This window comes from Pseudomonas extremaustralis, assembly GCF_900102035.1.
In the GTDB taxonomy this organism is placed as follows: Bacteria; Pseudomonadota; Gammaproteobacteria; order Pseudomonadales; family Pseudomonadaceae; genus Aquipseudomonas; species Aquipseudomonas extremaustralis.
The window spans coordinates 5,861,054-5,882,664 of record NZ_LT629689.1; the positions used below are offsets into that span (position 1 = coordinate 5,861,054).

Annotated in this window: 20 protein-coding genes; 9 read left to right on the forward strand and 11 right to left on the reverse strand. The window is 61.0% G+C overall.

The features are described 5' to 3' along the window. Position 1: 1 nt before the first annotated feature. Together cydB and BLR63_RS27055 are read left to right on the forward strand one after the other, a co-directional pair. Positions 2 to 1,009, forward strand: coding sequence for a cytochrome d ubiquinol oxidase subunit II (gene cydB, locus BLR63_RS27050; RefSeq protein WP_010562539.1), 1,008 nt, complete (start codon positions 2 to 4; stop codon positions 1,007 to 1,009). A 12-nt stretch (positions 1,010 to 1,021) separates the two neighbouring features. After that, positions 1,022 to 1,189, forward strand: coding sequence for a DUF2474 domain-containing protein (locus BLR63_RS27055; protein WP_010562540.1), 168 nt, complete (start codon positions 1,022 to 1,024; stop codon positions 1,187 to 1,189). A 65-nt stretch (positions 1,190 to 1,254) separates the two neighbouring features. On the opposite strand, the gene BLR63_RS27060 is transcribed toward BLR63_RS27055, so the two are convergent. Continuing rightward, on the reverse strand, positions 1,255 to 2,379 hold the full coding sequence (locus BLR63_RS27060) for a methyltransferase (protein WP_010562541.1): 1,125 nt from the start codon (positions 2,377 to 2,379) through the stop codon (positions 1,255 to 1,257). A gap of 161 nt (positions 2,380 to 2,540) precedes the next feature. Further along, the gene (locus BLR63_RS27065) at positions 2,541 to 3,251 is read right to left on the reverse strand and encodes a helix-turn-helix transcriptional regulator (protein ID WP_010562542.1); all 711 of its coding nucleotides are present in this window, start codon (positions 3,249 to 3,251) and stop codon (positions 2,541 to 2,543) included. Positions 3,252 to 3,632: 381 nt separating this feature from the next. Between BLR63_RS27065 and BLR63_RS27070 the strand changes: the two genes are divergently transcribed. Further along, positions 3,633 to 4,409, forward strand: a complete 777-nt coding sequence (locus tag BLR63_RS27070) for a ferredoxin--NADP reductase (protein WP_010562543.1) — start codon at positions 3,633 to 3,635, stop codon at positions 4,407 to 4,409. Between the two features lie 48 nt (positions 4,410 to 4,457). Here the strand turns inward: BLR63_RS27070 and mscL are convergent, their stop codons facing one another. Beyond that, positions 4,458 to 4,874, reverse strand: coding sequence for a large-conductance mechanosensitive channel protein MscL (mscL, locus tag BLR63_RS27075; RefSeq protein WP_010562544.1), 417 nt, complete (start codon positions 4,872 to 4,874; stop codon positions 4,458 to 4,460). Between the two features lie 287 nt (positions 4,875 to 5,161). On the opposite strand from mscL, the gene katB reads away from it, so the two are divergent. The 3 genes from katB (at position 5,162) to radA (ending at position 8,792) form a co-directional block, all read left to right on the forward strand. Further along, the gene (gene katB, locus BLR63_RS27080; protein ID WP_010562545.1) at positions 5,162 to 6,703 is read left to right on the forward strand and encodes a catalase KatB; all 1,542 of its coding nucleotides are present in this window, start codon (positions 5,162 to 5,164) and stop codon (positions 6,701 to 6,703) included. A gap of 137 nt (positions 6,704 to 6,840) precedes the next feature. Next, entirely contained in the window at positions 6,841 to 7,389 is a 549-nt protein-coding gene (locus BLR63_RS27085) for an ankyrin repeat domain-containing protein (protein ID WP_010562546.1), read from the forward strand. Between the two features lie 35 nt (positions 7,390 to 7,424). After that, positions 7,425 to 8,792 (forward strand): DNA repair protein RadA, encoded by a 1,368-nt coding sequence (gene radA, locus BLR63_RS27090; protein WP_010562547.1) that lies wholly within the window; start codon positions 7,425 to 7,427, stop codon positions 8,790 to 8,792. On the opposite strand, the gene BLR63_RS27095 is transcribed toward radA, so the two are convergent. Then, complete coding sequence (locus BLR63_RS27095; protein ID WP_010562548.1) at positions 8,781 to 9,146, reverse strand: PilZ domain-containing protein; 366 nt, start codon at positions 9,144 to 9,146, stop codon at positions 8,781 to 8,783. The genes radA and BLR63_RS27095 overlap by 12 nt on opposite strands. A gap of 173 nt (positions 9,147 to 9,319) precedes the next feature. On the opposite strand from BLR63_RS27095, the gene BLR63_RS27100 reads away from it, so the two are divergent. From BLR63_RS27100 to yjiA, 3 genes are all read left to right on the forward strand, one after another. Then, the gene (locus BLR63_RS27100; RefSeq protein ID WP_010562549.1) at positions 9,320 to 11,386 is read left to right on the forward strand and encodes a carbon starvation CstA family protein; all 2,067 of its coding nucleotides are present in this window, start codon (positions 9,320 to 9,322) and stop codon (positions 11,384 to 11,386) included. Positions 11,387 to 11,401: 15 nt separating this feature from the next. Continuing rightward, positions 11,402 to 11,599: a YbdD/YjiX family protein gene (locus BLR63_RS27105; protein ID WP_003176208.1), complete on the forward strand. Its 198-nt coding sequence runs from the start codon at positions 11,402 to 11,404 to the stop codon at positions 11,597 to 11,599. Positions 11,600 to 11,755: 156 nt separating this feature from the next. Further along, on the forward strand, positions 11,756 to 12,715 hold the full coding sequence (gene yjiA, locus BLR63_RS27110; RefSeq protein ID WP_010562550.1) for a GTPase: 960 nt from the start codon (positions 11,756 to 11,758) through the stop codon (positions 12,713 to 12,715). Between the two features lie 119 nt (positions 12,716 to 12,834). Here the strand turns inward: yjiA and glyA are convergent, their stop codons facing one another. From glyA to BLR63_RS27145, 7 genes are all read right to left on the reverse strand, one after another. Next, positions 12,835 to 14,088, reverse strand: a complete 1,254-nt coding sequence (gene glyA / locus BLR63_RS27115) for a serine hydroxymethyltransferase (RefSeq protein ID WP_010562551.1) — start codon at positions 14,086 to 14,088, stop codon at positions 12,835 to 12,837. 131 nt (positions 14,089 to 14,219) lie between these two features. Beyond that, positions 14,220 to 18,059, reverse strand: a complete 3,840-nt coding sequence (locus tag BLR63_RS27120) for a sensor domain-containing protein (RefSeq protein WP_042946305.1) — start codon at positions 18,057 to 18,059, stop codon at positions 14,220 to 14,222. Between the two features lie 114 nt (positions 18,060 to 18,173). Next, positions 18,174 to 18,785, reverse strand: a complete 612-nt coding sequence (locus tag BLR63_RS27125; protein ID WP_010562553.1) for a LysE family translocator — start codon at positions 18,783 to 18,785, stop codon at positions 18,174 to 18,176. Positions 18,786 to 18,823: 38 nt separating this feature from the next. Continuing rightward, positions 18,824 to 19,462, reverse strand: coding sequence for an alanyl-tRNA editing protein (locus BLR63_RS27130; RefSeq protein ID WP_010562554.1), 639 nt, complete (start codon positions 19,460 to 19,462; stop codon positions 18,824 to 18,826). Between the two features lie 5 nt (positions 19,463 to 19,467). After that, the gene (locus BLR63_RS27135) at positions 19,468 to 20,232 is read right to left on the reverse strand and encodes a thioesterase II family protein (RefSeq protein ID WP_010562555.1); all 765 of its coding nucleotides are present in this window, start codon (positions 20,230 to 20,232) and stop codon (positions 19,468 to 19,470) included. 9 nt (positions 20,233 to 20,241) lie between these two features. Then, positions 20,242 to 20,664, reverse strand: a complete 423-nt coding sequence (locus tag BLR63_RS27140; RefSeq protein WP_010562556.1) for a VOC family protein — start codon at positions 20,662 to 20,664, stop codon at positions 20,242 to 20,244. A gap of 9 nt (positions 20,665 to 20,673) precedes the next feature. Next, positions 20,674 to 21,603 carry a chlorinating enzyme gene (locus tag BLR63_RS27145; protein ID WP_010562557.1) on the reverse strand — a complete coding sequence of 310 codons (930 nt, stop codon included), beginning with the start codon at positions 21,601 to 21,603 and terminating at the stop codon, positions 20,674 to 20,676. Positions 21,604 to 21,611: the final 8 nt, after the last annotated feature.

Consider the following 21,611-nt stretch of genomic DNA (forward strand, 5'->3'; position numbering starts at 1 on the left):
GATGGGTATTGATCTTCCGCTGATCTGGGCCGTGATCATCATCTTCGGCATCATGATGTACGTGGTCATGGACGGCTTCGACCTGGGTATCGGCATCCTCTTTCCGTTCATCCCCGGAAAAGTCGACCGTGACGTGATGATGAACACCGTGGCTCCGGTCTGGGACGGTAACGAAACCTGGTTGGTCCTCGGCGGCGCGGCGTTGTTCGGCGCGTTCCCGCTGGCCTATTCGGTGGTGTTGTCGGCGTTGTACCTGCCGCTGATGCTGATGCTGATCGGGCTGATCTTCCGCGGCGTAGCCTTCGAGTTCCGCTTCAAGGCCAAGGACCACAAACGTCACCTGTGGGACAAGGCATTCATCGGCGGCTCGCTGGCGGCGACGTTCTTCCAGGGCGTGGCGCTGGGGGCGTTCATCGACGGCATCCCGGTGGTGGATCGCCAGTTCGCCGGCGGCTCGCTGGACTGGCTGACGCCGTTCACGTTGTTCTGCGGCGTGGCGTTGGTCGTGGCCTACGCCTTGCTCGGCTGCACCTGGCTGATCATGAAGACCGAAGGCGCGTTGCAGGAACAGATGCACAACCTGGCGCGGCCATTGGCCTTTGTGGTGCTGGCGGTGATCGGCATCGTGAGCCTGTGGACGCCGCTGGCGCACCCGGAAATCGCCTCGCGCTGGTTCACCCTGCCAAACCTGTTCTGGTTCCTGCCGGTGCCGATCCTGGTGCTGGTGACCATGTACGGGCTGATCCGCGCCGTGGCCCGCAATGCCCACTACACGCCGTTCCTGCTCACCCTGGTGCTGATCTTCCTCGGCTACAGCGGCCTGGGGATCAGCCTGTGGCCCAACATCATCCCGCCCTCGGTGTCGATCTGGGATGCGGCCGCGCCGCCGCAAAGCCAGGGCTTCATGCTGGTGGGCACGCTGTTCATCATCCCGTTCATCCTGGGCTACACCTTCTGGAGCTACTACGTGTTCCGCGGCAAGGTCACCCACGAAGACGGTTATCACTAGGAGGCGCGTTGCATGTCCGGCAAACCGACGTTGCACGAAATCGAACAGGCCGAGAAACAGCCGTTGTGGCGGCGCCTGGGGTGGCTGGCGATGATCTGGACCGGCAGCGTGCTGGCCCTGTTCGTTGTCGCCAGCCTGATGCGCATGTTCATGAATGCGGCCGGCCTGACCACCCACTGACCATCCCATCCGGGCTTTGCGGCCCGGTTTTCAACCCTGCCTTTCGCGAGATCGGCAGGGTTTTTTTATTTGCGCGCTTTGAGGATGACGAACTTCGGCGTGGCTGCCACTTGTTCGACGCCACGGAACAGCCGCGCCAATTTGCTGTGATAACCCAGGTGACGGTTGCCGACTATATAGAGGGCGCCGCCGACCACCAGGGCTTCCCGTGCCTGCTGGAACATGCGCCAGGCGAGGAAGTCGCCGACCACCTGCTGCTGGTGGAACGGCGGATTGCACAGCACCACATCCAGGGATTGCGGCGCCTGGCCGGCCAAGCCATCGTCGGCACGTACGCTCACGTCCCGTGCGCCGAGGGCGGCTTGCCAATTCTCCAGCGCCGATTGCACGGCCATGAAGGACTCGTCCACCAGGGTGTACTGGGCATCGGGGTTGTGCAGCGCGCTGGCAATCGCCAGGACGCCGTTGCCGCACCCCAGGTCTGCCACGCGGGCACTGCCCAGGTTTGTCGGCAGGTGGGGCAGGAACGCGCGCGTGCCGATGTCCAGGCTTTCGCGGCAGAACACGTTGGCGTGGTTCAACAGTTCGATGGCGGGAGCATCAAGGGTGTAACGGGTGGGGTAAGGCGAGACGGCGGCAGGGCGCTCGCCAACGGTGGCGATCAACAGCCGGGCCTTTTTCAGCGCGAGCGACGCATGCATCGGCCCGATATAACGCTCCAACAACTCGCCCGCCGCCCGAGGCAGGTGCTTGACCATCGCCCCGGCAATCACTTCGGCGCCCGGCGCCAGTTGGCCCTGCAGACGGATCAGCTGTTCCTCGAGCAGCGCCAGGGTCTTGGGCACACGGATCAGCACCCGGTCGAACGGCCCGCCTGGCAACCGGCTGGCGGGAATGAACGGCACCGCATCAAAGGCTTTGCCGTTGCGCACCAGGTTTTTCTCCAGGCCCTGGGCGGCCAGGAACGAGTCGCCGCTGGACGTCACCTGCACCCGGCCGGCCAGGCTGGCCGCCAGCGCGCCGAAGCTGTCGTTGAGCACCAGCACACGGGTCGCGGCATCCGGCTGCTGCTCGGCCAGATAGCTGAGCAGGTACTCGTCGGCGGCGTCGAAGGCTTGCAGCGGATCGTTATGTTGCTCTGGCTGGCGGATCAGATCGAGCTGGGCGAAGGGGCTGTCGAGCAGGGGCATGGCGGGGGAGGCTCTGGGTCATCGATGGGCGGTCGGCAGTGATTTGCACAACCGTCTGAGTGAACGACGAAGCGGCGCCCGAAGGGCTGCTTCAACACTCAGAATTGGCCGCAAATGTTACTTTTTTTCCAGAGGGATTACATGCGGTGTTTAAACGATGGCTAAAACAAACCGGCCTTGGAGGCACACAACACGGCAGCGATCTTGTTGTTGACCCCCAGCTTTTTGAAGCAACTGCAGATATGAAAGCCCACCGTACGTTCGGACAGGCACAGGATGGTGGCGATGTCCGCTGCAGTCTTGCCCATGGCAGACCACTTGAGGATTTCCGTTTCTCGCGGGCTCAATGTATTGGCAGGGCTGAGGCTGGGTACCTTGACGTACGTCTGCGCCACGACCGCATGCAGCGCATGGCACATCCACAGGACCTGGCCGGCCTTTTCGTACAATTCCTCGGGGCTGACCGTGCCTTTGCCGCGGCCCAGGGTCAGCATGCTGAACACACCCTGGAAATCGTGGACCGCCTGGGTCCAGCCCAAGTGCACGCCGTAGGAGCGGGCCAGCTCCCACAAGTTAGGCGCGGCGCGAAAGGCTTTTTCTTCCCAGAGGATCGGCAACACGCAACGTTTGCAGTGGGCGACGACAGGGTCTATGTCGAAGAAGTGCGCGCGTTGATACAAGGTGTTCCATTCGTTGGGGTAATTGTTGACGTTGATGGGTTTCGTTCTATTGCTGGTGAGTTGTGAACTCATCGTAAAGGAACAGAATTGGAAGCCGAGTTCCTGAGTGTGGTTGACGACCATCTCGAAAACGCTGGTGACCTCGTTCTCGCCTTTCAGTTTGGGGAGTCGTGTATTGCGCCAGTTGACCATAGGACACTCTCCATGGGTTTCTCCGTGCCATGGGATACCTCCTCAACTCCCAGAGCAGCACGCAAATGAGTGTAGGACACGGACTACATGTAAAGAGAAGATTTTCGTTCTTGCTCGGCGTGGTTTAAGAATTTTTGTTCACCTGAGTGCGTTGGCTATGCCAGGGCTTAGTTGGTTTTCCGCGATTTTTTAGAGGGTTGAGCCATTTGTAACATTCGACTTACAGTTCAAACGCATTGCCGATAACAAGGCTAATAGCGAATTGATCAGTGTCGCCATTAAAGTGCTACTACTGCGGGCGGATGGATGCCACTACAAACCAGCGGTGTTTCCGCGCGCGACTTTGGGGGACACTAGAGCCCCTGTAGAACGGAGCCCCCCATGACGGCCAGTGCTGAGAAATTTACCCGCCAGACCTTGCTCGATGTGCAATCGCTGACCCCCAGCCTGTTCACGCTGCGAACCACCCGTGACCCGGGTTTCCGTTTTACCGCGGGGCAGTTCGTGCGGCTGGGCGTGACCAAGGCGGATGGCAGCACGGTGTGGCGCGCTTATTCAGTGGTGTCTTCACCGTTTGACGAGCACTTGGATTTCTTCTCCATCGTCGTCCCGGGCGGGGAGTTCACCAGTGAACTGAGCCGCCTGCGGGTCGGCGATACCTTGATGGTGGAGCGCCAGGCCACGGGGTTCCTGACGTTGAACCGTTTCGTCGATGGCCGTGACTTGTGGATGTTGGGCACCGGCACCGGGGTGGCGCCGTTCCTGTCGATCCTGCAGGACTTCGAAGTCTGGGAGAAATTCGAGCGCATCATCCTGGTGTACAGCGCCCGTGAAGCGAAGGAGCTGGCCTACCAGTCACTGATCCACGAACTGGGCGAGCGTGAATACCTCGCTGAGTACGCACACAAGTTCACTTACATCCCGATCGTCACTCGCGAGCAACACCCCGGTGCATTGAACGGGCGCATTACCACGTTGATCGAAAATGGCGAATTGGAACGGGCGGCCGGCGTCGCGTTGAGCCCCGAGCACTCCCGTGTACTGATTTGCGGCAACCCGCAAATGGTCGATGACACCCGCCAGTTGCTCAAGCAGCGCGATATGCAATTGAGCTTGAGTCGCCGGCCGGGCCAGGTGGCCGTGGAAAATTACTGGTAATAAAAAAGGCGCCTCGGAACAGGCGCCTTTTTACCAAGCCCAGGCCGATTACAGCGGCTTGTCGTTCTGTGCCTTGAGCAGATCCCGGATTTCACCCAGCAAGACTTCTTCCTTGGTCGGCGTCGGCGGCAAACTCGGGGCCACGGCTTCTTCGCGCTTGAGGCGGTTGATCGCCTTCACGCCCATGAAGATCGCAAACGCGACGATCAGGAAGTCGATCACGCTCTGGATGAACTTGCCGTAGGCCAGCACCACTGCGGGTACGTCGCCCTGCGCCGCTTTGAGCGTTATCGCCAGATCACCGAAGTCCACGCCGCCGATCAACAGACCCAGGGGCGGCATCACCACGTCGCCGACAAACGAAGAAACAATTTTGCCGAAGGCGGCGCCGATGATAATACCGACGGCCATATCGACCACATTACCTTTGACCGCGAAGGCCTTGAACTCACTGATCACGCCCATAGGTTATTCCTTGTTACAGTTGAGAAGGGTGGAACTCAGTGTAAGTCAGTCGTATCGGGCTTGCCTGAAACAACTGTTAACACTCTTGGTTTTTATCGACACATTAAATCGCAAATAGTTTGCAAAGTGCCAGCATTCGCGCGCAAATTACTCATGATTTCAGTGGGTTACAACACTATTTTATTTATCAGGCTGGTACGGCTTTTCTATTTATCTTCTGCCTCTCGGATCACTAGCCTCTGGCAAGCACAACTGAATGTGCACTGAAAAACCCAGAGGAAACTTCGATGAAAAAACCAAACAGCCGCGGGCCCGTGTCGGCACGCTACGCGCTGGTACTGGTGACTGCCAGCCTGTTGTCCCTTTCCGTGCAGGCCGCCAACCTGACGCGGGACAACGGTGCCGCCGTCGGTGACAACCAGAATTCGCAAACCGCCGGTGCCAACGGCCCGGTGCTGCTGCAGGACGTTCAACTGATCCAGAAGCTGCAGCGGTTTGACCGCGAACGCATCCCGGAGCGCGTGGTGCATGCCCGTGGCACTGGTGCCCATGGCACCTTCACGGTGACTGACAGCCTCAGCGACCTGACCAAAGCCAAGGTCTTCGCCGCAGGCGAGGCCACCCCGGTGTTCGTGCGTTTCTCTTCCGTGGTCCACGGCAACCACTCTCCGGAGACGCTGCGTGACCCGCGCGGCTTCGCCACCAAGTTCTACACCGCTGACGGCAACTGGGACTTGGTCGGCAACAATTTCCCGACGTTCTTTATCCGCGATGCGATCAAGTTCCCGGACATGGTCCACGCCTTCAAGCCGGACCCACGCACGAACCTGGATGACGACTCCCGTCGCTTCGACTTTTTCTCCCATATCCCCGAGTCCACGCGCACGCTCACCGAGTTGTATTCCAACGCCGGCACCCCGGCCAGCTATCGGGAAATGGACGGCAATGGCGTACATGCCTACAAGTTGATCAACGCCAAGGGCGAAGTGCACTACGTCAAGTTCCACTGGAAGAGCCTGCAAGGCCTCAAAAATCTTGATCCCAAGCAAGTCGCCGAGGTACAGGGCCGTGACTACAGTCACATGACTCAAGACTTGGTCACCCATATCAACAAGGGCGACTTCCCCAAGTGGGACCTGTATGTGCAGGTACTCAAGCCTGAAGACTTGGCCAAGTTCGATTTCGACCCGCTGGATGCCACCAAGATCTGGCCGAACGTAGCCGAGCGCAAAGTCGGGCAGATGGTGCTGAACCGCAACCCGGCCAATGTCTTCCAGGAGACCGAGCAAGTGGCCATGGCCCCGGCCAACCTGGTGCCAGGCATCGAGCCGTCCGAGGACCGCCTGCTGCAAGGCCGCGTATTCTCCTACGCCGACACGCAGATGTACCGCCTGGGCGCCAATGCCCTGCAACTGCCGATCAACGCCCCACGGGTCACCGTCAACAACGGCAACCAGGATGGCGCGATGAACGGTGGCAAGACCAGCAGCGGCGTGAACTACCAGCCAAGCCGCCTGGAGCCTCGCGAAGAGCCGCAAACGGCGCGCTACAGCCAGTCGGCGTTGGTGGGCAGCACCCAGCAGGCGAAGATTCAGCGTGAGCAGAACTTCAAGCAGGCCGGCGACTTGTACCGCTCCTACAGCCAGAAAGAGCGTCAGGACTTGATCGACAACTTCGGCGGCTCCTTGGCGACCACCGATGACACGAGCAAGCACATCATCCTGTCGTTCCTCTACAAGGCCGACCCGGAGTACGGCACCGGCGTGGCGAAGGTCGCCAAGGGTGACCTGGCGCGCGTGAAGGCGCTGGCGCAAAAACTCACCGACTAACCCACACCCCCGTGTAGGAGCGAGCTTGCTCGCGAAGAGCTCACAGGCGACGCGTACATCCAGGATGCACGCGTCATCGTTGATGTTATTCGCGAGCAAGCTCGCCCCTACAAGGGGCTTTGTAGAGGATTTGAATCATGCGTACCTTCATCGGGGCGCTGCTGGCCTGCTGGGCGCTGAGCGGGGTTGCCGGGCAGCCTTTGCCCAATGATGCGGCCGCGCTCAAGGCGCAATTGCAAGGCTACTACTTCGATGCCGCCCGCCGCGGCGACCTGCCCATGCTCGATACCTTCATCGACGCCGGCTTCCCCCTCAATACCCAGGACGACAAGGGCTACACCGCACTGATCCTCGCCGCCTACCACGGCGAAAGCGCCTACGTGGAGCGTCTACTCGCCGCTGGCGCCGATGCCTGTGTGCAGGACAAGCGCGGCAACACCGCGCTGATGGGCGCGATCTTCAAGGGCGAGCTGAAGATTGCCCAGCGCCTGTTGACCACCGACTGCAACCCCGACCAGCGCAACGGTGCCGGGCAGACCGCCGCCATGTACGCCGGGTTGTTCAAACGCATCGAGTTGCTCGACGAATTGAAGGCCAAGGGCGCCGACCTGAACGCCGAAGATCCGCTCGGCAACAGTGCTTCACGATTGGCCAGCGGTGAAATCCGGACCCCGGCGCCGCGCTGAGCTATCATCGCGGTTTTTCGGTTGGAGGTTCTCGAATGGCAAAGGCCAAGCGCATGTACGGCTGCACGGAGTGCGGCGCGACCTTTCCCAAGTGGGCCGGCCAGTGCACCGAATGCGGCGCATGGAACACCCTCACGGAGACCATGATCGAAAGCGGTGGTGCCGCGGCGCCCAGCGGTCGTTCCGGCTGGACCGGGCAACAGGCACAAATCAAGACCCTGGCTGAAGTCAGCGTCGAAGAGGTGCCACGGTTCTCCACGGCGTCCGGTGAACTCGACCGTGTGCTCGGCGGTGGCCTGGTGGATGGCTCGGTGGTGCTGATCGGCGGTGACCCCGGCATCGGCAAGTCGACCATCCTGCTGCAAACCCTGTGCAGCATCGCCAGCCGCATGCCGGCGTTGTACGTCACCGGCGAAGAATCCCAGCAACAGGTGGCCATGCGTGCCCGTCGCCTCGGTTTGCCCCAGGACCGGTTGCGGGTCATGACCGAAACCTGCATCGAAAGCATCATCGCCACGGCCCGGATCGAAAAGCCCAAGGTCATGGTGATCGACTCGATCCAGACGATTTTCACCGAGCAACTGCAATCGGCGCCGGGCGGCGTGTCCCAGGTGCGCGAGAGTGCGGCGCTGCTGGTGCGCTATGCCAAGCAAAGCGGCACGGCGATTTTCCTGGTCGGCCACGTGACCAAGGAGGGCGCATTGGCCGGGCCGCGGGTGTTGGAGCACATGGTCGACACTGTGTTGTATTTCGAGGGTGAATCCGACGGTCGCTTGCGTTTGCTGCGGGCGGTGAAGAACCGCTTCGGCGCGGTGAACGAGCTGGGTGTGTTCGCCATGACGGATCGGGGGCTGAAAGAAGTCTCCAACCCCTCGGCGATTTTTCTCACCCGTGCCCAGGAAGAAGTCCCAGGCAGTGTGGTCATGGCGACGTGGGAAGGCACCCGACCGATGCTGGTGGAGGTCCAGGCGTTGGTGGATGACAGCCATCTGGCCAACCCGCGCCGCGTCACCTTGGGCCTGGATCAGAACCGCCTGGCGATGCTGTTGGCGGTGTTGCACCGTCACGGCGGCATACCGACCCACGACCAGGACGTGTTCCTCAACGTGGTGGGCGGGGTCAAGGTGCTGGAGACCGCGTCCGACCTGGCATTGATGGCGGCCGTGATGTCCAGCCTGCGCAACCGGCCATTGCCCCACGACCTGCTGGTGTTCGGCGAAGTCGGTCTGTCGGGCGAAGTGCGACCGGTGCCGAGCGGCCAGGAGCGCCTGAAGGAAGCGGCCAAGCATGGCTTCAAGCGCGCCATCGTGCCCAAGGGCAACGCGCCGAAGGAGGCACCGCCGGGGTTGCAGGTGATTGGGGTGACGCGTCTGGAGCAGGCGCTGGACGCGTTATTCGAGTAGGGCGGCCAACTCCCGATCCAAATCGTGCTGATCGCCGAGGTTCAACTCGATCACCCGCCGCAAGTGGCTGATCGAGTCCAGGTCGATGTGCTGGCATACAAAGCCCAGCAGGCCGTGTGCGTCGTGGGCCAGGCGCACTTGCATCTTTATCGGGGTCTTTGGATCCAGACGTATATCGACATCGAACGGCAGCGCCTTATTTCCCTTCCAGTCCCCAGGCCGTTGCGCCAGCAAGCCTTTTAGCGATAAATCCACCAACTGTACCGGCCATTCCTTGCCGTTTTGCCGAAGTTCTGTCTTGGCATCAAAGGCTATCCGGCGGAAACGACGGCGATCAGACGCTTGCTCGGTCATGGTGAAACCCTCTGTGGATAAAGGGATTGTAGCCCTGCGCTATTATTGAGCCATTATTTCTGCTTTTTTTGCCGTGCAGGGCTCTAGACCAACGTAGGGGGCTGGCCTTTAAAGCCAGTAGCGCTAAACTCGAGGTGGTTGTCCTTTCTGTCCACCCTGGCTGGAATATAAAAATGAAGAATAATAATAGCCTGCTACGCCACTTACCCTGGCTGGTGCTGGCAATCGTAGGTGCGTGCGCCCTGGGCGTAGTGGCATTGCGCCGCGGCGAGGCAATCAATGCCTTGTGGATTGTGGTCGCAGCCGTGGCCATTTATCTGGTCGCGTATCGTTACTACAGTCTGTTCATCGCCAACAACGTGATGCAACTCGATCCACGACGGGCCACCCCCGCAGTGGTCAATAACGACGGTCTGGACTTCGTGCCGACCAACAAACACATCCTTTTCGGTCACCACTTTGCGGCGATTGCCGGTGCAGGCCCCTTGGTCGGCCCGGTGCTGGCGGCGCAAATGGGTTATCTGCCCGGCACCCTGTGGCTGATCGCAGGCGTAGTACTGGCCGGTGCGGTTCAGGACTTCATGGTGCTGTTCCTGTCCACTCGTCGCAACGGTCGTTCCCTGGGGGACATGGTTCGCGAAGAGATGGGCCGCATTCCAGGGACCATCGCGCTGTTCGGCTGCTTCCTGATCATGATCATCATCCTCGCGGTGCTGGCGCTGATCGTGGTCAAGGCCCTGGCCGAGAGCCCATGGGGCATCTTCACGGTGATGGCGACCATCCCGATCGCGATGTTCATGGGCATCTACATGCGCTACATCCGTCCGGGTCGCATCGGTGAGATTTCGATCATCGGCGTGCTGTTGCTGCTCGGTTCGATCTGGCTGGGCGGGCAGATTGCCGCCGACCCGGTCTGGGCCAAGGTCTTCAGTTTCACCGGCATCCAGATCACCTGGATGCTGATCGGCTACGGTTTCGTCGCTGCGGTACTGCCGGTGTGGCTGATCCTGGCACCGCGTGACTACCTGTCCACCTTCCTCAAGATCGGCACCATTGTCGCCTTGGCCATCGGCATCCTGGTGACCATGCCCGACCTGAAAATGCCGGCGCTGACCCAGTTCATCGATGGCACCGGCCCGGTGTGGAAGGGCGGCCTGTTCCCATTCCTGTTCATCACTATTGCCTGCGGTGCGGTCTCGGGCTTCCACGCGCTGATCGCTTCGGGCACCACGCCGAAGTTGCTGGCCAGTGAAGGCCATGCCCGGTACATCGGGTATGGCGGCATGTTGATGGAGTCGTTCGTGGCCATCATGGCGATGGTTGCCGCGTCGGTGATCGAGCCTGGCGTGTACTTCGCCATGAACAGCCCGGCGGCGATTGTCGGCAGCGATGTCGTTACCGTTGCGCAAACCGTCAGCAGCTGGGGCTTTGCGATTACGCCTGAAGCGCTGTCGGCCGTGGCCCATGACATCGGCGAAACCACCGTCCTGGCCCGTGCCGGCGGTGCGCCGACGCTCGCCGTGGGGATCGCGCAGATCCTGCACAGTGTGCTGCCGGGTGAAAACACCATGGCGTTCTGGTACCACTTTGCGATCCTGTTCGAAGCGCTGTTCATTCTGACGGCGGTCGACGCCGGTACCCGTGCCGGTCGCTTCATGCTGCAGGACCTGCTGGGTTCCTTCGTGCCGGCGCTCAAGCGCACCGAGTCGTGGACCGCCAACCTGATCGCGACGGCGGGTTGCGTGGCGATGTGGGGGTATCTGCTGTACCAGGGCGTGATCGACCCATTGGGTGGCATCAACACCTTGTGGCCGCTGTTCGGTATCTCCAACCAGATGCTGGCAGGTATCGCGCTGATGCTGGCGACCGTTGTGCTGATCAAAATGAAACGCCAGCGCTACATCTGGGTGACCATGCTGCCGGCAGTATGGCTGCTGATCTGCACCACCACGGCGGGCTTCATCAAGCTGTTCGACGCCAACCCGGCGATCGGCTTCCTGTCGCTGGCCAAGAAGTACAGCGATGCGCTGGCAGGCGGCCAGATCCTGGCTCCGGCCAAGAGCATCGACCAGATGCAGCATGTGATCTGGAACGCGTACACCAACGCCACACTGACCGCGCTGTTCCTGTTCGTGGTATTCAGCATCCTGTTCTATGCGCTCAAGGTCGGCGTCGCCGCCTGGGGCAACAAAGAACGTACGGATAAAGAAGCCCCGTTCCAGGCAGTACCGGACGCTTGATCGAGGATTGCAGCCATGTTCAATGACATCAGTCGCCTCGGTAAATACCTCGGTCAGGCCGCGCGCCTGATGGTCGGCATGCCCGACTACGACACCTACGTCGAGCATATGCAAACCAAGCACCCGGACAAGCCGATGATGGACTACAAGGCGTTCTTCCGGGAACGCCAGGAAGCCCGTTACGGCGGCAAGGGTGGGCCCAAGTGCTGTTAAGTTGGTAAAACCGCTTCACCTGTAGGAGCGAGCTTGCTCGCGAAAAACGCAAGGACACCACGTGCATCCAGATAGCACGGGTTATCGTTGACGTTCTTCGCGAGCAAGCTCGCTCCTACAGTTGTTTTTGCCTCCCCATCTTTCAGGAGAACTGTCTTGTCCTCTCCCATCCCCGTCACCGTCCTCAGTGGCTTCCTCGGCGCCGGCAAGACCACCTTGCTGCGCCACCTGCTCAAAGCCGAGCACGGCTTGAAAATCGCCGTGATCGAAAACGAATTCAGCGACGCCGGTATCGACACCCAACTGCTGGGCGCCGAGCCCGTGCAAGTCATGACCCTGTCCAACGGCTGCGTGTGCTGCACCATCCACACCGACCTGACCAAAGCCCTGTATCTGCTGCTCGAGCGCCTGGACAGCGGCGAGATCGCCTTCGACCGCCTGGTGATCGAATGCACCGGCCTGGCCGACCCGGCCCCCGTGGCCCAGACCTTTTTCATCGATGAAGAACTGCGCGAGCGTTACATCCTCGACGGCATCATCACCCTGGTGGACGCCGCCCACGCCGAACACCACCTGACCCAGACCATCGCCCAGGCGCAGATCGGGTTTGCCGATCGCCTGCTGGTGAGCAAGCGCGACCTGGTGGACGACGCCAGCTTCGAGGCCCTCAGCCAGCGCCTGACCCGCATCAACCGTCGCGCGCCGATTCGTGTGGTCGACCACGGCGCCATCGACCTGGCCGAACTGCTCGATGTGCGCGGCTTCAACCTCAATGCCAGCATGAGCCTGCGCCCGGTCAGCGCCACGCCGTCCGTCGACCGTATTTCCAGCCTGGTGCTGCGTACCGAGCAGCCGCTGGATATCGATCGCCTCAGCGAGTTCATGAACGAGTTGTTGGAAGACCACGGCAAGCAATTGCTGCGCTACAAGGGCGTGCTGAACATTGCAGGGGAAGACCGGCGCATGGTGTTTCAGGGCGTGCTGAAACTCTACGGCTTCGATTGGGATACCGAATGGGCCGAGGGGGAAGTGCGGGAGAGTGTGATTGTGTTTATTGCCGATGAGTTGCCGGAAGACAAGATTCGCGAGGGTTTTGCGAAGGTCTATCAAGCCTAACTTGGAAATACGATCAAAAATGTGGGAGGGGGCTTGCCCCCTCCCACATTTGATCGCATTTCAGTTGGCATAAAAAAAGCCCGGCTCAAGAGCCGGGCTTTTTATTCAAGCAACTGCAATCAAGCGCCGTACACGGGCAGCTTTTTGCAGATGGCCTTGACCTTCTCACGGACCGCATCGATCACGGCTTCGTTGTTCAGGTCTGCCAGGATGTCGCAGATCCAGCCGGCCAGTTCCTTGCACTCTGCTTCCTTGAAGCCACGGGTGGTCACTGCCGGGGTGCCGAAGCGCAGGCCGGAGGTGACGAACGGCGAACGTGGGTCGTTCGGTACGGAGTTCTTGTTCACGGTGATGAAGGCTTTGCCCAGAGCGGCGTCAGCATCTTTACCGGAGATGTCCTGCTTGATCAGCGACAGCAGGAACAGGTGGTTTTCAGTCCCGCCGGACACCACGTCAAAACCACGAGCGATAAACACATCAGCCATGGCCTTGGCGTTTTTCACCACTTGTTGCTGGTAAGTCTTGAACTCAGGTTGCAGCGCTTCCTTGAAGCAGACCGCCTTGGCAGCGATGACGTGCTCCAGCGGGCCGCCCTGGGCGCCTGGGAATACGGCAGAGTTCAGCTTCTTCTCGATCTCGGCGTTGGCGCGCGCCAGGATCAGGCCGCCACGTGGACCGCGCAGGGTCTTGTGAGTGGTGGTGGTCACGACGTCAGCGAACGGCACCGGGTTCGGGTAGACGCCAGCGGCGACCAGACCGGCCACGTGGGCCATGTCGACGAACAGGTAGGCACCGACTTTGTCGGCGATGGCGCGGAAGCGTGGGAAGTCGAGGATCTGCGAGTAGGCAGAGAAACCGGCCACGATCATTTTTGGCTTGTGCTCGACCGCCAGGCGCTCGACTTCGTCGTAGTCGATCAGGCCGTTGGCATCGATACCGTACTGAACGGCGTTGTACAGCTTGCCGGAGGAGGAAACGCTGGCGCCGTGGGTCAGGTGACCGCCGTGGGCCAGGCTCATGCCCAGGATGGTGTCGCCGCCTTGCAGCAGGGCCAGGTACACGGCGCTGTTGGCTTGGGAGCCGGCGTGTGGCTGGACGTTGGCGTAATCGGCGCCGAACAGTTGCTTGGCGCGGTCGATGGCCAGTTGCTCAACCACGTCGACGTATTCGCAACCGCCGTAGTAGCGCTTGCCTGGGTAGCCTTCGGCGTACTTGTTGGTCAGAACCGAACCTTGAGCCTCCATTACCGCAGGGCTGGTGTAGTTTTCCGAAGCGATCAGCTCAATGTGCTCTTCCTGGCGCACGGCTTCTTGCTCCATGGCGGCGAAGAGATCGGCGTCGTACTTGGCAATGGTCAAATCACGGCTGAACATGGCGGTCCTCAAGGATCGGGGGCAGAAAAGGAGGGCATTCTAACCCAATGGGTTTTAGATGGCATATGAAAGGACGTCATGTCGCGGACAAGTGGGGCTCATCTGGGGATAAGCGGCTTCATCGCAGCTAATCAGTCGAACATGAACAGCGCGTCATTGCTGAACTGCGCCGCGAACCGATGCGGTGGCATCGGCCGCCCGAACAGATACCCCTGCACTTCGTCGCAGCCATGCTCACGCAGGAACTCCAGTTGCTCATGGGTTTCCACGCCCTCGGCGATCACCGCCAGGTTGAGGCTGTGGGCCATGGCGATAATGGCGCGGGCGATCTGTGCGTCCTGCTCGCCCGACGGCAGGCCGTCGACGAAGGTGCGGTCGATCTTCAAGACGTCGATGGGGAATTGCTTGAGGTAGTTGAGCGACGAATAACCGGTGCCGAAGTCGTCCACGGCAATGCTCAGGCCCAGGTTTTTCAGGCTGTCGAGGATGTGCATGGCTTCGTTGACTTCGCGCATCAGGATACTTTCGGTCAGCTCCAACTCCAGGCACGCCGGCGGCAGGCCGGTGTCCTTGAGGATGGTGGCGATGCGCTCACCCAGTTGACCATCGGAGAATTGCCGCGCCGAGATGTTCACCGAGACTTTCGGTACGCGCACCTTGTTCTGGTGCCAGCTCTTGAGTTGGCGGCACGCTTCGCTGATCACCCAGTCGCCGACGTCGACCACCAGGCCCAACTCTTCCAGCACCGGAATGAAGTCGCCCGGCGGCACCAGCCCGCGACGCGGATGGCGCCAGCGCAGCAGGGCTTCGGCGCCGGTCAGGCGTTTGCCGTCGCCGCTGAATTGCGGCTGGTAATAAAGCACGAATTCGTTCTGGTCCAGAGCGTGGCGCAGGTCGCTTTCCAGCTCCAGGCGTTCCAGGGCGCTGGCGTTCATGTCGGCCTGGTAGAACTGGAAGTTGTTCTTGCCGCGCTCCTTGGCGTGATACATCGCAGTGTCGGCGTTTTTCATCAGCTGGCTCAGCTCGTTGCCGTCCTGGGGGCTGAGGGCGATGCCGATACTGGCGGTGACGAAGAACTCGCGGCCTTCCAGTACGAACGGCTTGACCAGGCTGGCGAGGATTTGCTCGGCCACATGAATCGCACGGTTCAGCGCCATTTCGCGGCTGATCCGCGGTTGCAGGAGCAAGGTGAACTCGTCACCGCCCATGCGCGCCACGGTGTCGTCCTCGGCCACGCAGCCCAGCAGGCGCGTGGCCATTTCCTTGAGCATGCGGTCGCCGGCGGCGTGGCCCAGGGAGTCGTTGATCGGTTTGAAGCGGTCGAGGTCGAGGAACATCAGCACCACCCACGACTTCTGCCGTTCGGCCGACTGCAACGCGGTGTGCAGGCGATCCTGGAACAGCGTGCGGTTGGGCAGGTGGGTCAGGGCATCGTAATAGGCCAGGCGGTGGATGCGCTGTTCGCTGGCCTTGCGCTCGCTGATGTCACTGAAGAAACACACGTAGCTGGCCAGGTCGCCTTCGTCGTCGAACACCGCGGTAATGCCGACCCAGGCCGGGTAGTGCTCGCCATTGCGACGCTTGAGCCACACTTCGCCTTCCCAGGTGCTGTGCTGGTGCAGTTGCTTGAGCACGTAGTGCAGATGGGCTTCCTGTTGCTCGTCGACGGTCAGCATGTTCGGCAACTGGTCGAGCACATCGCTGACCGCATAACCGCTGACCCGGCTGAATGCCTCGTTGGCTTGCACGATATAGCCCGCCGGGTCGGTGATCAGGATCGCCGAGGTGGAGTGCTCGAATACCGTGGCGGCCATGCGCAGGTCTTTTTCGGCGCGGCGCTGCTGGCTGATGTCGCGGCCCACGCCGAGGATGCCCTCGAAGGCGCCGTGTTCGTCCCACACCAGCACCAGGCGCGCCTCGATCGGCACTTTGCGCCCGTCGGCGCGCAGGCAGTCGAACAGGAACAGCTGGGTTTGCACGTCGTCGCGCAATTTATTCAGCGCCTCGGGATCGCCCAGCGCGCGGCTGACCTGTTCCACTAGGTTATGGATACCGGTCAGTTGCTGCGGGTTGGCGATGATCGACTGCCAGCCGTTCTTGAATATCCAGTCCACGTCATAGCCCAGCACGGCGCTGACCGACGGGCTGATGTAGTTGAGCGCCAATTGACTGTCGGTGGCGCAGATCACGTCGCTGATGCTTTCGGCCAGCATGCGGTAGCGCTGTTCGCTGTCGCGCAGGGATTCGCTGGCTTCGATCTGATCGGTGATGTCCTTGGCCACGCCGATGATGCGCGTGACTTGTGCGGTCTTGTCCCGGGCTAGGGCCTGCTCGCGAATATCGAAGCGCCGCCAATGGTTGTCGCGGTGGCGGAAGCGCAGCTGGCATTGCAACTGGGCGCTATAGCCGGCCAGGCGTTGCTGCTGGCGCAAGTCGTGGTAACGCTCGGCGTCTTCGGGGTGCAGCAGGATTTCCCAGAAGTACTCGCCCATTTGCTGCAGTTCGGCCTTGTTATAGCCCAGGGTGTGGCCCAAGTGGTGGTTGCTGAAAATCATGCGCTGGCTGATCACGTCCTGCACATACAGGTGGTCGGGCACGGTGCGCACCACGTCCGACCAGAAGCTCTCGCGCTCCACCAGCGAGAGTTCGATCAACTTGCGGCTGGTGATATCGCTGATGCTCAGGATCACGGCCTTGAAATCGTCCTGCTGTTCCGGCAGGCGCATCACCAGCCACAGGTATTGCTCATTGCCAATCGCGTCCTTGAGTTGGATTTCCAGCTCCAGCTGGCGCTGTTGGGTCAGTATGGCCTCAAGAACCTGGTAACCGATGGCGGTGGTGTTACGCGGGCAGTCGTCGATCAGCCGTTCCCATGCCTCTTCACAGGAACTGACGTTCAACAGGCTTACCGCCACCTGATTGACCTCGGTGATGCGCAGTTCCTTGAGCAACTGCCGGCCTTCGATGGGGTTGTCCCGCAACCAGTCTTGCAGTTGCTCGGGGGTCTGCAAGCGCTCCCTGTCGAAGCAGGCACTCAGGCCCGACAGGTCCAGCACGCACAGGGCCACGCCGGTGCCTTCGAAAATATCCTGGTAGCGCCGCCGGCCCTCATGCACCTGGCGCTGGCGGCGGCGCATGTTCAGCAGCACGACGAGCGGGATCAGCGAAAATGCCAGGCCCAACAGGCATTTGCCGATAAACGCCGGCAGCAGCTCCTCCAGCACGGCCGTGCGGTCGAACAGCCCGCGCAATTGCCAGTCGCTTCTGCTCAGGGGGGTGATCAGTACGCTTTTATTCAGTTCGTCCGGGGTCAGGGCGCTGGGCCATTGGGCCGGCATGCCGCTGTCCCGGCTGATGACGCGGTGGTTGAGGCGGTTCTCGATGGCCCACGTGGGGCGCTGGCCCTGGCTGTCCTGACGGGTGAGGTTGGTCAGGTAGTCGGGCGAAAGGCGCAGGACCCAGTACATCCTGGAGCCACCGCTGGGCTGGTGCAGCAATAGATAGATGAGGGTGCCATCGTCGGTGTTGCTCAAGTAGTAGGACTGGCCATGACTGCGTTGCACCAACGCTTCGAGCCAGGCGCTGTCCTGGCTGTCGCTCGCGCTGTCACTGATCAGTGCGCCACTGGGGGCGAGCAGGGCAATGCTGCGCAGTTCCGGCAGGGTGCGCATCAGGGTTTGTTGCTGTTCGCTGTCGTGCGGCGGCTCGACCATCGGCAGCAGGTTGAGGGCGATTTTTGCGCTCAGGGCCATGTTCAGGCTGATCTGCTCAGCCAGGTCGGCGCTGTAGTCGATGGTGTATTGCTGCTGGTTTTTCCGGGTCTGCTGCAACTGGTCCAGCAACTGCCAGAACAATAACGCGAGCAGCAGCAGGACAAGCGTCGCCAATGCGCCTTTGAGGGTGCCGTGCAGTGGCGCTCCCGGCGCTATATGAGCAGCGCGCAGGGGAGTTGGCGGCGTGACTTTGGACAAGCTGTGATCCTGCGGTTTGGCTGGACTGGCGCGCGACGTGCACTATAGCCGGACGCCCGGAGGGCAGCTAGCATGCCTTGACTTGTGGCAAAGTGCCAGTCCTGCCTGGCGGAACTAAGGCATGACGCTGGTGTGCGTCAGGGAGTCCGCCAGCCGGGAAAGGATCGCCACCGCAAAGCCGCAGATAACCACAGATGCCGTGCGGTTGATAGTGTGGGCCGTCAGCCAGGCATAGCCGCCACGCTTGATGCGTGCGCCAAACAGCACCCAGGCGCAGCCGACCGGGATCACCACTGCCGTGAATTGCCCGACAAATTGCAGGTACAAGGTCGGGTCGGTAAACGTCTGGGCCGGGACGATGAACGAGACCACCAGCAGGCCCTTGGGGTTGATCAGCGTCAGCAAAAAGAAATGCCGCCTGGACACGCGTGCTTCCGGCGCGGCTTTCAAGGTGTCGTCGGGACGGCGCCAGAGCATGTACGAGGTCTTGATCAAATAGCATACCGAGGCGAACTGCACGAGCCTCAGGCACCAGGGCGCGCTGTCGCCGAGATGGCTGAGCAGGTAGCCCCAGAAGGATATTTGCACCAGGTACGCCAGGCACTCCAGCAGGCTCAGGGGCCAGGCGCGCTTGAAGCCGGTGAGCAGCCCCGAGCGTAATAGCAGGGTGTTGGTTGGCCCCGGCATTAATAGCAGCAACCCAAGTGCAGACATGACATTGAGCATGAAGGTAGTCTCCAGGAGCCTTTGAGAGCATTGAACGGTTAATCCACCAGATAGATTTCGACGCGCTCTTTGTGCGCGCCGATGTTATTGCGCTTGAGGCGGATCCGACCGATTTCGCCGGTTTTGCGCAAGTGCGTACCGCCGCAGGGTACCTGGGAAAACCCTTCGATACGCCAGCACCGCCGCAACTGCTCGGTGTCGGTGAAGCGACTTTCAATCGGCAAGTCGGCTGCCACCAGCGTCTCGACGTCTTGCAGGATGCTGGCGAAGTATTGGCTGATATTACCGTCCAGGGCAAAGTCGATCCGCGCTTTGCCCTGGGCGATGTGGGCGCCGATTTTCTCAAGGCCGGGGAATTTCTTGTAGAACAGTTCCAGCACGACTTCAGCGGCGAAGTGCAAGCGCATCAGCGCGTAGCGCCGGGGCCAGTCGATCTGCACATTGACCCGATCGCCCACGGCAAAGTCCGGGTCGGCGGCCAGGCGGTAGATAATCCGGTCCCCGTCGACGATGGCCTGGCTGACCTCAATGTGGTTGATGGTGCCGCTGTCCGACTCTTGGCCGCCGGATTCGGCGAAGAAAATCGTCGGGCTGATCATGACATCACGGCCCTCGACGCTCAGCACATTGGCGTCCAGGTTCGACAGGTAAGGGGTGTTCCAGAATGCACGTTCCATACGGCTTAGCGGCCTTGTTCACTGAGGTGGGTTAAAAGGGTCAAGTAAAAGCGCGGAAAGTCGCTTTTGAAGAAAAAGTGCCCGCCAGGCAGGCATTGGCTATGGAACGCCACGCTGCTGTAGGGGTGCCACTCGTCGAGACGGTGGGTGTCGATCAACGGATCGTCCAGGCCGTTGAGGGTCAGCAGCGGCATCGGCAAGGGCTGGAGAAAGCGGTAGGTGAGCTGTGCGTTAAGCGCCAAATCGGCCTTGAGCTTGTTCAAGGTGGCGCGGGCGAAACTGCAATCGGCGTCTGGCGGCAAGGGTAATAGGCTTTGCGCACACACGTGCTGCCACAACTGCTCGTCGTCCATTGCCCCCAACAGGGGGGAATAACCGGTGTGGGGCGGCATGCGACCCGACAGCACCAATTGGGTGGGCAGCGTGTGGCCGCGTGTGGCCAGGGTGTGGGCGACATCGAGTGCCAGGCCCGCGCCGAAGCTGTGGCCATAGAAGGCAAAGGGCAGCGTCAGCGCTTGCAGCGCGTCGACGATGGCCTCGATCAGCTCGTGGACGTTGGCCACGGGGGGCTCCTTTATCCGCTCTTCGCGGCCCGGCAGTTTGACCGCCCATGGTGCGATGCCGATGCTGTGCAGCGCGCTCAACCCCTGGAACGACGACACTCCGCCACCGCCATAGGGGAAACACAGCAGAATGCTCCGGGCCTCCTTGGATGAGGGCCCGGGCAAGGGCGCAAGCCAGCGCGATGGCGCTGCCAGGATGTCAGCCATGGCCTCTCCTTAGCCGGTGATCTCGAACAAGCCCACGGCCGGGTGGTACATGTGCGAAGTGGTCAGCGAGCAATGTTCGGCCGTCGCTGGATAGGGAATCGTCATCGCCGTGGTCACCGTCACCCCGCCAATCTGCGCCAGGGAGGCTTGGGTAGCCGAGAGGTCGCTGACCCTGAAAGCGGCGTGATACAGGCACGCGTCCACGTCCTGCAATAACCGGCTGACCACGCTGTCGGGGCGAAAGGGCTCGACCACTTCGACGATTTCGCCGGCCGGCGAGCGTAACTTGGTGATGAATACGCCGAACTTATCGATCGGTTGCCGATGGAACAGCACTTCAAACCCCAAGGCCGTGAAAAAGGCCGACGTTTTCTCCGTGGAGCGGGTGGCGTAGGCGATATGGTCGATCCCCAGGTAAGAAGGCTGTTCCATGGGCGTTCCTCAATAGCTGGCCAAGGGTTTCAGGTCCAGGCCACTGAGGCTCCTGGAGGCCACTCGGTTCTGCGGGTCGGTACGTGTACCGGCCACCTGCACCACGCCGAACTTGTCCAGGCGGTACTCGCCACCAAATTCCTTCACGTAGTCGGTGTCGGGATAGACCTTCACCCGACCTGGGACATAACGGGCCACATAACCGAGGCGGGTTTTGTCCGACGTCGAGTTGGGCAACGAGGAGTGCATCAGCATCGAGCGGAAAATCACGAATTGCCCGGCTTTCATCACAATCGGTACCGCGGCCGCTTCATCTGGCTGCCAGCCCTTGTCTTTTTGCAAGGTGCTGTAGTCGTAGCCATTGAAGCCACGCGCGTATTGGCCCTTGACCACGTCCTTGTTGGCGACCGGGTCGAATGTCATGCCGATGGACTCGTCGTAGTTCATTTTCCGGTGGGTGCCGGGGATGAACAGCATGCAGCCGTTCTCCGGGGTGGCGTCGGTGAATCCGGTCCACACGTTAATGGCACCCCCGAACGGCTCATCCTCAGGCCAGACCAACTGCGGCTCCCCGGATGCATGCCCGAAGGTATCGGCCTGGTGCCAGTCGGTGCCTTCATTGCCAGGGTATTTGGGGATGAATTCACTTCTCCAGCAGATGACGTCCGGGCCGAGGATGCTCCTGAGACGGTGCACGATCTCTGTGCGAAACACGTGGCGGGTCAGCAGTTCGACGTCCAGGTGCCGATCGTAATTGGTGATCGCCACATCGTGGGGTGCGTCATAGGGCGCGTGGGTGCGGTTGAACAGCTGCGCGCGAACCGTCTTGTGCAACTGCATCATTTCTTCAGGCTCATAGAGCGTGAAGGGGCCGATAAAACCGTCCCGGTCGAATTGCTGGAGTTCCTGTTCCGTCAACGAAAAGTCAGTGATGTCCATGTCCGCTC